Genomic DNA, 13,170 nt, shown 5'->3' with positions numbered 1-13,170 from the left:
GCACGAATGCCGGCGTACCGTCGAAGACATGTCACGAGAGCCCATCGCCGCAGCGGCCGTCGTCGGCGGCGCCGCCTCGGTGCAGCTCGGCGCGGCACTGGGCGCCACCATCTTCCCGCTCGTGGGACCGAGCGGGGTGGTGGCGCTCCGGCAATCCGTCGCCGCGGTCGCGCTGCTCGCCGCGGCACGCCCGCGCGTGCGCGACCTGACCTGGCGCGCCGTGCGTCCCGCGCTGCTCCTCGGGCTCGTGCTGGTGAGCATGAACCTCGCCCTCTACGGCGCGGTCGAGCGCATCGGCCTGGGGCTCGCCGTCACGCTCGAGTTCCTCGGACCCCTCGCCCTCGCGCTGGTCGGCTCGCGCCGTCGCATCGACCTCGTGTGCGGGGTCATGGCGGGCGTCGGCGTGGTGCTGCTCACCGGCACCGTGCCCGGCATCGACCTCGTGGGCGTGCTGCTCGCGCTCGTCGCGGCGGCCTCGTGGGCGGCCTACATCGTCCTCAGCCGGCATGCCGGCCAGAACCTCCCCGGCGTGCAGGGCACCGCACTGGCGAGCCTCCTCGCCGCGATCATCACGTCGCCGCTGCTCGTCATGGCGCTCACCGGCCTCGCCCCCGAGGAACTCGCCCACGTGCTGCTGATCGGCCTGGCGATCGGCATCCTCTCGTCGGCGCTCCCCTACTCGATCGACCTGCTCGTGCTCCGCCGGCTGCCGCAGCAGCTCTTCAGCGTGCTGCAGAGCGTGCAGCCGGCCGCCGCAGCGCTCGCCGGGTTCGTACTGCTCGGGCAGGCGCTCGGCGCATGGCAGGTCGTCGGGCTCGGCCTCATCTCGCTCGGGAACGTCATCGCGGTGAGCCGGCCGAACCGGGCGTCCCGGGAAGCCCGCGCGGCGCGCACGCGCGCGTCGGCCGCTGGGAGGGTGCCCACTAGGCTGACCGTGTGACCGGGTCAGCTGCGCTCTTCACCGACCGTTACGAGCTCACGATGGTGGATGCCGCGCTGCGCGACGGCGCCGCCCACCGCGAGAGCCTGTTCGAGGCGTTCGCCCGGCGCCTGCCCGACGGACGTCGCTACGGCGTCGTCGCCGGCACGGGTCGGCTGCTCGAGCTCATCGACCGGTTCCGCTTCGAGGACGCCGAGCTCGAGTGGCTGCGCGAGAACCAGGTCGTGCGGCCCGAGACGCTCGACTGGCTGGCCGACTACCGCTTCCGCGGCGACATCTGGGGCTACCGCGAGGGCGAGGCGTACTTCCCCGGCTCGCCGCTGCTCACCATCCAGGCGAGCTTCGCCGAGGCCGTCATGCTCGAGACCGTCGTGCTCTCCACGTTGAACTACGACTCGTCGGTCGCGAGCGCGGCCGCCCGCATGGTGTCGGTCGCGCTGGGGCGTCCGATCGCCGAGATGGGATCCCGCCGCACGAGCGAGCGCGCGGCGATCGCCGCGGCGCGGGCCGCGTTCATCGCCGGGTTCGACGCGACCTCGAACCTCGAGGCCGGCCGTACGTGGGGCATCCCGACCATGGGCACCGCCGCGCACGCGTTCACGCTGCTGCACGACAGCGAGGAGGACGCGTTCCGCGCCCAGGTCGAGGCGTTCGGGCCGAAGACCACGCTGCTCATCGACACCTACGACATCACCCGCGGCGTCGAGCTCGCCGTGGAGGTGGCGGGCCCCGAGCTCGGCGCCGTGCGCATCGACTCCGGCGACCTGCCGACCGTGGTCGCCGCCGTGCGCGAGCAGCTCGACTCGCTCGGCGCGGTGAACACGCGCATCACCGTCACGAGCGACCTCGACGAGTTCACCATCGCGGGTCTCTCGGCCGCGCCCGTCGACTCCTACGGCGTTGGCACGGCGGTCGTGACGGGCTCGGGATCCCCGGCGGCGGGCATGGTCTACAAGCTCGTCGCGCGCCGCGACGACGCCGGCGAGTGGGTCGCCGTCGCGAAGGCGTCCACCCACAAGATCAGCGTCGGCGGACGCAAGAACGCGGCACGACGGCTCGACTCGACGCGCACCGCCCGCGAGGAGCTCGTATTCGTGGGAGACGGCCCCGAGGGGGCCGCGGAGTTCGAGCCAGACGACGAGCTGCGACCGCTCATGGTGCACCTGGTGTCCGACGGCGTCGCCGATCCGGCGTTCCTCGGCGCGGAGGGCACGCGCGCGGCGCGGGCGCACCGCGCCGAGGTCATGCAGGAGCTGCCGATCGAGGCGTTCCGGCTGGGGCGCGGCGAGCCCGTGATCCCGACGACCTATCGGTAGGCGCGTCGCTCGGCGAAGCGCTACTCCGCGCGCATCCGCTCGTAGATCTCCTTGCACGTCGGGCAGACCGGGAACTTGTCGGGGTCGCGCCCTGGCGTCCACTTCTTGCCGCACAACGCCTTGACGGGCTTGCCCGTGACGGCCGACTCGAGGATCTGCTCCTTCTTCACGTAGTGCGCGAAGCGGTCGTGATCGCCCGGGTCGAGCGACTCCTCCTCGAGGAGCTTCTCGAGCTCGCGGTCGAGCACGTCGGTGCCTCCGCCGGGTGCGTCGGGGTCGGCGATGCTCGCGCGCACGGGATCGATCATGCGCTCGATTCTACGCGGGGATGCCACGGGGCCCGCCGGTCGGGCAAGACCTGCTCCCGGCATCCGCTCGCCCGCTACGCGCGCAGCGCCGCCGCGAGGATCTCGGGTCCACGGTGGTCGAACACGCGGCCGCCGAGCCCGATGCCGGCCGCGAGCACGACGACGCCGAGGCCGACGCCCGCCGCGAACGACGCCATGTACCACGACGGGTCGTCGAAGAGGCCTAGCGCGGCGAACGCCACCGCCGGAGCGGCGATGAGGAGCGAGCCGAGCATCGTGATCGACTGCACGAGCGCCGTGATGGCACCGGTCGACTGCGGCTGCTGGAACGGGCTGTCGCCGGGTTTCACGGCGGGATACGGGAACCTGGCCGAGACGATCGAGCTGACGCCGAGGCCGCCGAGCAGCAGCGCCGCGCTCACGCCGACGAGCGCGGGCAGCAGGCGCCAGTCGTCGAGCACGAACACCGTGACGGCGCTGCCCAGGCCGATCACGACCACGCCGGCGATGAGCACGGGCACGAGGCGCCCCGCACGATCGGCTGCGCCGCGCACGCCCGACACGGTGTGCAGCCACACGGCCGTGCTGTCGAAGGCCGTGTCGTTGTGCAGCGACCAGCCGAGCAGGAGGCACATGAGCGGCACCGGGATGAGCGCCGTGTACGAGAGGGGGATCCCGGCGACGCCGAGTGGCACGATCACGAGCACCGGCACGATCGGCACCATGATGATCGACACCCAGTAGCGCGCGTCGCGGAACCAGTACGTGAAGCTGCGGGCGGCGACCGCACCCGCGGGCGTGTGCGGCATCCGGTCGAACCAGCCGAGGCCGCGGTAGCTGCGGGCCGACGCCTCGCGACCGGGCGTGACGAGCATCTTCGCGACGAGCGACTGCCACGCGAGCCAGATCGCACCGAGCGTCGCCGCGGCGATGATGAGCTTCAGCACGGCCGGACCCCAGTCGCCTGCGGCCGCGTCGCCCGGGGCCGCGAAGGCCGCGCCGAGCGGGGTCCAGCCGACGACGCCGGCGAACGACTCGAGCACGCGCAGGCCCGAGTTCGCCCAGTCCAGCGTGACGAGCACGACGACGACCGGCGAGAGCAGCACCACGAGCAGCACGCCGAGCACCCCGCTCACCTCGCGTGCGCGCCGGGTCGCCAGCAGCACGGATGCCACGCCGGTCGCGACGCGCGCGATCAGGATGCACGTGCCGAACGCCAGCAGTGCGGAGATGAGCGCGAAGACCGTCTCGCCGAACCCCCGGGACCAGGTCACCACCGTTCCGGCCAGGACGATGGCGAGCACGAACGCGGGGATGCCGATGAAGGCGGCCAGCGCGAGCCCGAGCGCGAGCGTGCGGTCGGGCAGGCCGAACAGCGCGAACCGCCTGGGGTCCATGGTGTCGTCGACGCCGAACGCGAGCGGGAAGATCACGAAGCCGATCACCACGGCCGCGCCCACGATGACGAAGACGTCGCGGATCACCTCGACGTCGTCGACGAACCGCAGGCCGACGAGCGTGAAGAACAGGATCGTGGCGAGGCCGACGCCGTACACGAGTCCGAGGACGATGCCGACGACCTGCCAGGGGCTCCGTCGGAAGATGTTGCCGAGCAGGCGCAGTTTCAGTCGGAGAAACTGTGCAACCATTCCATGCCTTCCGCTGCCTTGCGTCCGCCGGCGAGCTCGACGAAGCGGTCTTCGAGGGTCTGTCCGGCGCGCACCTCGTCGAGGGTTCCGGATGCCAGCACCCGGCCGCCGACGATGATCGCCGCGGAGTCGCACACGCGCTCGATGAGGTCCATGCCGTGGCTCGACAGCAGCACGGTGCCACCGCCCTCCACGAAGCGCTCGAGGATGTCGGTGAGGTTCGCGGCCGACACCGGGTCGACCGACTCGAACGGCTCGTCGAGCACCAGCAGCCGCGGCGCGTGGATCATCGCGCAGGCGAGCGCGATCTTCTTGGTCATGCCCGCCGAGTAGTCGGCCACGAGGCGGTCGATCGCGTCCTCGAGGCCGAACGCGGCGATGAGGTCGGCGCTGCGATCGCGCACCGTGCGGTCGTCGAGCCCGCGGAGCGCGCCCGAGTAGTAGAGCAGCTGTGCGCCCGTCAGGCGGTCGAACAGGCGGAGGCGGTCGGGCAGCGCGCCCGTCAGGCGCTTCGCCGCGCGCGGGTCGCCCCACGCGTCGACGCCGTGGATCCGCACGGTGCCCGCGTCGGGGCGCAGCAGGCCGGTCACCATCGAGAGCGTCGTGGTCTTGCCGGCGCCGTTGGGCCCGACGATGCCGTAGAACGACCCCGTGCGCACGTCGAGCGAGATGCCGTCGACCGCGGTGGTGTCGCCGAACCGCTTCACGAGGCCCTGGATCTCGAGCACGCGCGGAGCGTCGGCCGCCGGGGCGGGACGCGCCACGCGCAGCGTGCGCTTCTTGCGCGGCGCGGGCTTGCGGGGCGCCGGGATCACGGCCACGGCCTGCTCGCCCGTCGCGTCGGCGGATGCCCCGTCGCCGTCGAGCGCGGCACCCGCGACCGCGGCGCTCCCGATCTCAGTGCTCACGTCGGTGCCGGCGACCTCCACGCCCGCGGCGTCGGCGAGCGCCTCGTCGAGCGTGAGCGCGGCATCGGATGCCTCGACGGAAGCCGGCTCGACGGCCTCGGGCGCGGCAGCCGCGATGTCCTCCGTGACCGGTGCGTCCTCCGCGACCGGATCGGCCTCGGCCTCGACGACCGGGGCGGCGGGCTCCTCGGTCGCGGGCTCCGCCACGACAGTCGCGGCCGGGTCGGCCTCGACGACCGGGTCGGCGGGCGCCTCGGCAGCGGGCGTCTCAGTGGAAGGCGCCTCGGTGGCGGGAGCGTCGATCGCGGTCGCCTCGCTGACGGATGCCGCGGCCGCCGTCGGGTTCTCGCCCCCGTTCGATTCCGGCGCGCGCGGCGCCGTGGGCGCGGGCTCCGCGATCGCGTCGTCGGCGATGGCGGCCGCCGCGACGGCCGCCGCTGCGCGGCCGGCGGTGCTGCGTGCGATCGGACGCTCGCGCGTGGTCTCGTCGACGGTGCCCTCGGCGGCGCCGGCGTCGGTGGTGGGCGGGACCGGCGCCGCGGATCCGGGCTTGCGGGTCGCGCGCTCGGCAGCCGTGGTCTCGGTGGTCAACGACGCCGCGACGCGCTGCGCCTGGCGCTTCGTGCTCGCGGCCGCGGCCGCTCGGGTGCGCTGGGACGAGGCGGCCGACGCGCGCGCGGCCCGCGCCGTCTTCGTGGCCTCGCCGCGGGCGGACGCGGCCTTCGAGGAAGCGGCACGCGATGCCGCAGTGCGCTTCGAACCCGTGGTCTCGTTCGGCTCCGCCGCGGCATCCGCCTGCGCGGAGTCGGCCGGTTCGGTCGGTGCGGCGGCCGACGTCGTGCGCTTGGTGGTGGTGCGCTCGGCAGCCGGCGCCTTCGCGGTCGTCGCGTCGGCCTCGGGCGTGGTCGCCTCGGTCGCAGGCGCCGTCGAGGCAGTGGTCTTCGCAGTGTTCGCGCGTGACGCCGCCGACCTCGACGCGGCGGGCTTCGAAGCAGGCGTCTTCGACGCCGCCGACTTCGACGCGGCCGACTTCGCCGCTGACGACTTCGCGGCGGTGTTCTTCGCCGTGGACGCCTTGCGCGCGGTCGTGCTCGGGGTCTCGCCCGACGACTCGGGTCGCGAGCTCGTGCCGGGGCGGGCCGGAGCGCCCTCGGTCGCGGCGGCGCGCGACGCGGCCGTCTTGGAGGCCGTTCCCCGCGCGGCGGAGGAGCGGGCGGTGCGCGACGCGGCCGCGGCATCCGACTTCGGGGTCGTCGAGCGCGTCGTGCGCTTCGACGCCCCTCGCGGCGCGCGCGGCGCGCTGGACGTTCCCCCTTCGGCGGACACCCCCGTGCCGGTGCCTTCGGGAGCTTCGTCGTCGTGTTCGGAGCGCGAAACGGAAGTCACCCAGACAACCTACCAACCGCGACCCGCGTTCCCCAGTCGGGTCGTCATGCGACGCGCGGGGGAACCTGTGGGTTTCCTGAGCGTCGCATCACGATCACACTACGACGTCGGGCTCGACTCGTTCACCGAAGGGGTCGCCCGGTACCCTGTAAATCGGCATAACGGCGTGTCCACATGTGAACTTCCGGGTGAACGACGGGTGAAGAATCGGCGAGGGGCCGATCGCCCGCGGCATCCGACCACCATAAGGAGATGCAGTGACCCAGATCGTGATTCTGGCAGCCGGCATGGGGAGCCGGCTCGGACGATCCCTCCCCAAACCGCTCACCGAGCTCAGCGACGGCCGCACCATCATGCGCCAGCAGTTCGACAACATCGAGCACGCCTTCGGCAAGGACCCGAACGTGACGATCGTCGTCGGCTACAAGCTCGAGCACATCATCGAGGCGTTCCCGCAGGCGTCGTTCGTCTACAACGAGGAGTACGACCAGACGAACACCTCGAAGAGCCTCATGCGCGCCCTCGCGGCGTCGCAGGCGGGCGGCGTGCTCTGGATGAACGGCGACGTCGTGTTCGACCCGCGCATCCTCGACCGCGCCCTCCCGTTCATCGAGCGCGACCAGTCGTTCGTGACCGTCAACACCGCGAAGGTGTCCGACGAGGAGGTCAAGTACACCACCACCGCCGAGGGCTACATCAAGGAGCTCTCGAAGACCGTCAAGGGCGGTCTCGGTGAGGCGGTCGGCATCAACTACGTGTCGAGCCGCGACAAGGCGGCACTCCTCGCGTTCCTGCAGCGCGTGGGCGACCAGGACTACTTCGAGCGCGGCATCGAGCTCGCCATCGAGAAGCAGGGCATGCTCGTCGAGCCGATGGACATCTCCGACCTCTACGCGGTCGAGATCGACTTCGCCGAAGACCTGGAGCGTGCGAACCACTTCGTGTGATCGCAAGCACCACAGCAGTGGAGAGCGGATGCCCGACGGCATCCGCTCTTCGCGTCTCCGGACGCTCCGCTCCTCAGGGCCGAGCGGATGCCGCGCGGCATCCGTTCGCGTCTAGGCCGCGTTCTGCCGGTCGCCCACCGACTGCCGGGCCACGCCCGTCTTCGCCAGCCGTGCGGCGATGACGCGGCCGAGCCAGGTGAAGAAGACCGGGCTCGCGACGAACAGCGCGAGGTAGAGCGCCCACGCCCAGGGCGCGTAGTGCTCCGCACCGAGCACGACGAACGTGCCGACGGCGAGCGCGACGCCCGCGAACCCGGCGGCGAGGTAGGAGAGCCAGGCGCTCCAGTTGCGGTACCGGGTGATCAGGAACGGCAGCTCGAGCAGGGCCCCAACGAGCAGCCCGGTGCCGACGAAGCGCCAGATCCAGATCGGCGCGAACACGGCCCCGACGAGTCCGGCGATGAAGCCGACGAGCACGGCGACGCCCGGCCGCCGCAGCAGCGCGAGCGCGACGGCGCTCGGGAGGAAGTGCGTGCCGATCGTGAGCCCGTAGAGCACGGGGATGAACGCCGCGAACGCGGCGGCGAGGTAGGCGGATGCCCCGGCCACGAGCCCCCCGGCGACGCCGATCGCGGCGCAGCTGAGGAGCACGCGGGTGCTGGTGCGGTGCACGACGCTCCTTCCGAACTGGCGCGGCCCAACGGCCGGGCGCGGCACGCGCCGCCCGCCTGCTTTCAAACCTACCGCGGCATGGCATCTACGATGAGATCGTGATGAGCGCGGTATCCGTCGGGAGTGCTGGAGACTCGCATCCGCTCCAGCGGACGGCGTGGATCCGCTACCGGCACTCCCTCTGGCTCCTCACGACCCGCGACCTGAAGGTGCGCTACTCGACCTCGGCGCTCGGGTACCTCTGGTCGATCCTCGACCCCCTCGTGATGGCCGGCATCTACTGGTTCGTCTTCACCCAGGTGTTCCAGCGACCCGTGGGCACCGAGCCGTACATCGTGTTCCTCCTCGCGGCACTGCTGCCGTGGATGTGGTTCAACGGCGCGATCTCCGACTCGACGCGCGCCTTCCTGAAGGACGCGAAGCTCGTGCGGTCGACGATGATCCCGCGCACGATCTGGGTGAACCGCATCGTGCTCTCGAAGGGCATCGAGTTCCTGCTGTCGCTGCCCGTGCTCGCGCTCTTCGTGATCTTCTCGCCCGGGTCGCGGGTGGGGTGGGAGCTCGTGTTCTTCCCGCTCGCGATCCTGCTCCAGGTGATCCTCACGTGCGGGGTCGCGCTCATCGTCGCGCCGCTCGTGGTGTTCTTCCGCGACCTCGAGCGGGCGGTGAAGCTCGTGCTGCGGTTCCTCTTCTACGCGTCGCCGATCATCTACGGCGTCGAGAACCTGCCGGAGGAGCTCCACGTCTGGGCGGCGTTCAATCCCCTCTCGGGCATCTTCGGCCTCTATCGCGCGGGCTTCTTCCCGCACGAGCTCGACTGGTTCAACGTCGTGATCTCGGCGGTGATGTCGCTCGCCCTGCTCGGCATCGGCCTCCTCGTCTTCCGCGGCAGCGTGCGCCAGGTGCTGAAGGAGATCTGATGACGGATGCCGCAGCCGCCGCCCTCGCCGCCACGGAGACGTACGCGATCCGTGCCGAGGGCCTCGGCATCCGCTTCCGCCGCAACCGGCGCGGTCGCCGGTCGTTCAAGGACCTGCTCGCCGGGCGCCGGCGTCGGACGCGGCCCGGCGAGTTCTGGGCGCTGCGGAACCTCACGATGGAGGTCCGCCCCGGCGAGGCCATCGGCGTGGTCGGACGCAACGGCCAGGGCAAGTCGACGCTGCTGAAGCTCGTGGCGGGCGTCATGATGCCCGACGAGGGCCGTGTCGTCGTCACGGGCGGCGTCGCCCCGCTGATCGAGATCACCGGCGGTTTCGTCGACGACCTGACCGTGCGCGACAACGTGTACCTGACGGCGGGCCTGCACGGCATGACGCGCTCCCAGATCGACGCGAAGTTCGACGAGATCATCGGGTTCGCCGACATCGCGGACTTCCTCGACACGCCGTACAAGCACCTCTCGAGCGGCATGAAGGTGCGCATCGCGTTCGCGGTGATCTCGCAGCTCGAGGAGCCCATCATCCTCGTCGACGAGGTGCTCGCCGTCGGCGACAAGGCGTTCCGCGAGAAGTGCTACCGGCGCATCGAGGAGCTCCTCGAAGGAGGCCGCACGCTGTTCTTCGTCTCGCACAACGAGCGCGACCTGCGACGCTTCTGCACGCGCGGCCTGTACCTCGACAAGGGCGCGCTCGTGCTCGACGGGCCGATCGACGACGTGCTCGAGCGCTACAACGCGGAGCACGGCACGACGTAGCGGCCCATACCGCATCCGCCCAGGCGTGACGAGCCCCGGGCAGCGATCCGGGGTTCACCCGGATGGGCGCTCTATGATGCTCGGCATGGCCGAACGGGTGCACAAGATCACCTCGATGGGGCCCTCGGCTCCGCAGGAGGGCTCTCCCGGCGCGCCCGACGAGCGGCCGCAGGCCCCGGGTGGAGCGGCGGGCGAACGGCCCACCGACACCGGACGAGCACAGGGCATGGAGCGCGGCATCGACATGGTGCTGTCGATCCAGCGTCCGATCGTGCTGGCGCACCTCCGCGGCATCCGTCGACGCGTGCCGAACGCGACGCCCGACCAGCTGGTGCGCATCCTCGAACGACGCTACCTCGCGGCCGTGACGACCGGCGGCGCGGCCGTCGGCGCCACGGCGGTGATCCCCGGCATCAGCACGGGCATCACGCTCGCACTGTCGGGCGTCGAGACGGCCGGCTTCCTGGAGGCCACGGCGCTCTTCGCGCAGTCGGTCGCCGAGGTGCACGGCATCCCCGTCGACAATCCCGAGCGTGCCCGCGCGCTCGTGATGACCCTCATGCTCGGGCGCGAGGGCGTCGACCTCGTGCGCCAGTTCGCCGGGCAGGCGACCGGCGGCGGACCCGCGCGCAACGTGTTCTGGGGCGAGCTCATCACGAACAGCATGCCGAAGGCCCTCATGGGCACCATGGTCGACCAGCTGCGGCGCGTGTTCGTGCGCCAGTTCGCGGTGCGCGGCGGCGCGGGCATCATCGGCAAGGCGATCCCGTTCGGCATCGGCGCCGCGATCGGCGGCACCGGCAACCACCTGCTCGGCCGCAAGGTGCTGCAGCAGTCTCGGCTCGCGTTCGGCGCGGCACCCGCGGTGCTGCCGGCCGTGCTCGAGCCCCGCGAGGGCGACACGTTCATCCGCACGACGGGCTCGCGGATCGGGCGGGCGGGCGTCGCCGTCGGCGAGCTCGCCGCGTCGACCGGTCGCGGCATCCGCGGCGCCGCCACCAAGGTGGGGCGCGGCATCACCCGGCGGCGGGGCGACGATGCGGCGGTCGACGCAGGCGCCGACGCCGGCCCCTAGGTCAGCGCCTCCGCCTCGTCCTCGTCGTCCGCCTCGAACTCGTCGACCTCCTCGTCGCCCGCGTGCAGTGCCGCGAAGCGCTCCCACTCGGCCATGAGGCGGTCGACGGCCTCGTGGAAGCGCGCCGTCGTGACGCCCGGCGTGGTGTCGCCGAAGTACCGCTCGACCCACGCCTCGAGCCGCGCGAGCGCGTCGGCGTCGTGCGCGACCGCGTCGACACGCGCGAGCATGGCCGCGCCGTCGCCCGCGTCGAGCCACTCGCACGCCTGCAGGTAGCCGCCGGTGTCGATCTGCGCCTCGGGATTGACGGGACGCGTGATGAGCAGCGGCTTGCCGGCGGCGAGCCGGTCGTAGACCATCGCCGAGATGTCGACGATCGCGACATCCGCCGCGGCGAGCTGCCAGCCGAGCGAGGGGCCGTCGTCGTAGACGTGCTGCGCGGAGGGGTCGGCCGCGTTCGCCGCCGAGATCGCCTCGATGATCTCGCGGTTCGCCGCACGGTAGTCGGGGTCGACGACGCCCGACCGCGGGTGCGGACGGTAGATCACGCGGTGCCGGCCCGTCGCGAGCAGCGCCTTCACGAGTGGCACGCCGTGCGACGCGATCGATCCGTAGGCGGCCGCGCCGCGATCGCCCTCCCACGTGGGCGCGTAGAGCACGACCTCGCGCTCGTCGGGCGTGTAGGGCAGCGGCGAGCCGTCGAGGTAGTGGTCGGCCTGCGGCCGCCCGATCGGGATCGCGCGCTTGTCGAAGTCGTAGTCCCAGAGCACCTTCTCGAGCCGGGCCCGGGCCGCGTCGCCCGCGATGAAGGCGTAGTCGTAGGCCTTGAACTGGTTGGTGGTCATGTACATCTTGTCGGACTCGCCGTGGTTGATGAACACGTGCCAGCGCCGCCCGTAGCGCATCATCTGGAAGTTCTTCGCGTTCTGGTTCACGTAGAACACGACGTGCAGGTCCTGGTCGTGGATGACCTGCTCGAGGTCGACGACGCGACGCACGTAGGCGACGGGCAGCGGCGACTCCTCGAGGAGTTCGAGCGCCGACCCCGAGGCGCGGCTGAGGATGAGCACCGGATGCCGCTTCGAGAGCTCGAGCAGCGGCCTGTACCACTGTCGCAGCTGGTAGAGGTTGACGCGGCCGTCGGCGAAGTACACGCCGATGCGGTAGCGGTGCGGCTCGAGGGGCGGCAGTTCGCGCAGCTTCCTCAGCAGCTCGCGCTGCGCCCGCCGCGACCACATGATGTCCTTGGCCAGCTTGACGGCGCGCTGTGCATCTCTCCGCAATCCCACTCGCACAAGGGTACCGAAGGCGCGGATGCCCCGCGGCCCCCCGCGACTCGATACGCGTCGCCTCCGGCGGCGCTCCTCGACGACCGGCTCCTCGACGACCGCGATCAGACGATCGGCGGCCGGCCCGCGAGCGTCATCCGCCACACCGTGCGCCACCGCATCGGACGCCGCTCCCCCGGATCCTCGCGCCAGCCCGCGCGCCAGCCGCCGAACCACGCCTTCAGGGCCGACGGGTTGCGGAACCAGCGCAGCACCTGGATCGCCGTCCACGAGCCGACGTAGAAGGGCACGAGCACGAGCGGCAGGTTGCGCCGGGCGAGCCACACGCGGTTCCGCGCGTTGAGGCGGTAGTAGTACGCGTGGCGCGCCGGGTCGATGACCGGATGCCCCGCCTCGAGGTCGCCCGCGTACCACGCGACGTGGCCGGTGTCCCACACCCGCCACGCCAGCTCGATGCCCTCGTGCGCGTAGAAGAACGGATCCGCCCAGCCGCCCGTGGCGTGGAACACGGCGCGCGGCATGAGGACGGCGCCCTCCCAGCACGAGAACACGTTGCTCGAGCGCGCCGGGTCGCCCTTGCGGATGCGTGGGATCCAGCGCCGCGGCGACACCTTGCCCGTGGGGTCGACGACGCGGGGCTGGATGAGGCCGAGCTCGGGCCGGTCGGCGAGCTCGCGGCATCCGTCGGCCAGGAAGCGCGGGCTCGGCAGGAACGCGTCGTCGTCGAGGAAGAACAGCACGTCGCCCGACACCTCGGGCACGCCGCGGTTGCGTCCGGCGGGGATGCCGAGGTTCTCGGGCAGGTGCAGCGTCTTCACCGCGCTCGGCAACGGCGGCTCGGCGCTCGCGGGGTTCCAGCCGTTGCCGACGCACACGACGTCGACGTCGACGTCCCGCTGCTCGAGCACGCTCCGGATGCCGCGCGCGAGGTCGTCGGGCCGAGTCCCCATGGTGAGCACCACCACGCCGACCCGCGGCCGCCCGTCG

12 protein-coding genes are annotated in these 13,170 nt (G+C 72.0%); 6 read left to right on the top strand and 6 right to left on the bottom strand.

Annotated elements, in window-relative coordinates; genetic code table 11:
- The first annotated feature begins 28 nt into the window (after window positions 1–28).
- Both FYC51_RS14750 and FYC51_RS14745 read left to right on the top strand, forming a co-directional pair.
- On the top strand, window positions 29–940 hold the full coding sequence (locus tag FYC51_RS14750) for an EamA family transporter (RefSeq protein ID WP_148734560.1): 912 nt from the start codon (window positions 29–31) through the stop codon (window positions 938–940).
- Complete coding sequence (locus tag FYC51_RS14745; RefSeq protein ID WP_148734559.1) at window positions 937–2,256, top strand: nicotinate phosphoribosyltransferase; 1,320 nt, start codon at window positions 937–939, stop codon at window positions 2,254–2,256. Before FYC51_RS14750 ends, FYC51_RS14745 begins: the two co-directional genes overlap by 4 nt.
- Window positions 2,257–2,276: 20 nt before the next feature.
- Here FYC51_RS14745 and FYC51_RS14740 read toward each other — a convergent pair whose 3' ends face one another.
- The 3 genes from FYC51_RS14740 to FYC51_RS19905 all read right to left on the bottom strand — a co-directional run bounded on the left by FYC51_RS14740 (window position 2,277) and on the right by FYC51_RS19905 (window position 6,507).
- Entirely contained in the window at window positions 2,277–2,564 is a 288-nt protein-coding gene (locus FYC51_RS14740) for a DUF3039 domain-containing protein (protein WP_148734558.1), read from the bottom strand.
- A gap of 74 nt (window positions 2,565–2,638) precedes the next feature.
- The gene (locus FYC51_RS14735; RefSeq protein ID WP_148734557.1) at window positions 2,639–4,213 is read right to left on the bottom strand and encodes a hypothetical protein; all 1,575 of its coding nucleotides are present in this window, start codon (window positions 4,211–4,213) and stop codon (window positions 2,639–2,641) included.
- Complete coding sequence (locus FYC51_RS19905; RefSeq protein ID WP_420797252.1) at window positions 4,189–6,507, bottom strand: ATP-binding cassette domain-containing protein; 2,319 nt, start codon at window positions 6,505–6,507, stop codon at window positions 4,189–4,191. Before FYC51_RS19905 ends, FYC51_RS14735 begins: the two co-directional genes overlap by 25 nt.
- A 257-nt stretch (window positions 6,508–6,764) precedes the next feature.
- Between FYC51_RS19905 and FYC51_RS14725 the strand changes: the two genes are divergently transcribed.
- Window positions 6,765–7,454 (top strand): phosphocholine cytidylyltransferase family protein, encoded by a 690-nt coding sequence (locus FYC51_RS14725; RefSeq protein WP_274379501.1) that lies wholly within the window; start codon window positions 6,765–6,767, stop codon window positions 7,452–7,454.
- A gap of 111 nt (window positions 7,455–7,565) precedes the next feature.
- Here the strand turns inward: FYC51_RS14725 and FYC51_RS14720 are convergent, their stop codons facing one another.
- Entirely contained in the window at window positions 7,566–8,126 is a 561-nt protein-coding gene (locus FYC51_RS14720) for an ECF transporter S component (protein WP_187432682.1), read from the bottom strand.
- A gap of 101 nt (window positions 8,127–8,227) precedes the next feature.
- On the opposite strand from FYC51_RS14720, the gene FYC51_RS14715 reads away from it, so the two are divergent.
- The 3 genes from FYC51_RS14715 to FYC51_RS14705 all read left to right on the top strand — a co-directional run bounded on the left by FYC51_RS14715 (window position 8,228) and on the right by FYC51_RS14705 (window position 10,894).
- Window positions 8,228–9,046 carry an ABC transporter permease gene (locus FYC51_RS14715; protein WP_148734555.1) on the top strand — a complete coding sequence of 273 codons (819 nt, stop codon included), beginning with the start codon at window positions 8,228–8,230 and terminating at the stop codon, window positions 9,044–9,046.
- Window positions 9,046–9,819 (top strand): ABC transporter ATP-binding protein, encoded by a 774-nt coding sequence (locus FYC51_RS14710; RefSeq protein WP_148734554.1) that lies wholly within the window; start codon window positions 9,046–9,048, stop codon window positions 9,817–9,819. Before FYC51_RS14715 ends, FYC51_RS14710 begins: the two co-directional genes overlap by 1 nt.
- An 85-nt stretch (window positions 9,820–9,904) precedes the next feature.
- Complete coding sequence (locus tag FYC51_RS14705) at window positions 9,905–10,894, top strand: hypothetical protein (RefSeq protein ID WP_148734553.1); 990 nt, start codon at window positions 9,905–9,907, stop codon at window positions 10,892–10,894.
- On the opposite strand, the gene FYC51_RS14700 is transcribed toward FYC51_RS14705, so the two are convergent.
- Both FYC51_RS14700 and FYC51_RS14695 read right to left on the bottom strand, forming a co-directional pair.
- Complete coding sequence (locus tag FYC51_RS14700; RefSeq protein WP_148734552.1) at window positions 10,891–12,183, bottom strand: hypothetical protein; 1,293 nt, start codon at window positions 12,181–12,183, stop codon at window positions 10,891–10,893. The two genes, FYC51_RS14705 and FYC51_RS14700, sit on opposite strands and share 4 nt — an antisense overlap.
- A 104-nt stretch (window positions 12,184–12,287) precedes the next feature.
- Window positions 12,288–13,133: a glycosyltransferase family 2 protein gene (locus FYC51_RS14695; protein ID WP_148735337.1), complete on the bottom strand. Its 846-nt coding sequence runs from the start codon at window positions 13,131–13,133 to the stop codon at window positions 12,288–12,290.
- Window positions 13,134–13,170 lie beyond the last annotated feature (37 nt).

This window comes from Agromyces mariniharenae, from assembly GCF_008122505.1.
In the GTDB taxonomy this organism is placed as follows: Bacteria; Actinomycetota; Actinomycetes; order Actinomycetales; family Microbacteriaceae; genus Agromyces; species Agromyces mariniharenae.
The sequence above is the reverse complement of the archived record's forward strand: the minus strand, read 5'-3'. Positions and strand labels throughout refer to the sequence as shown.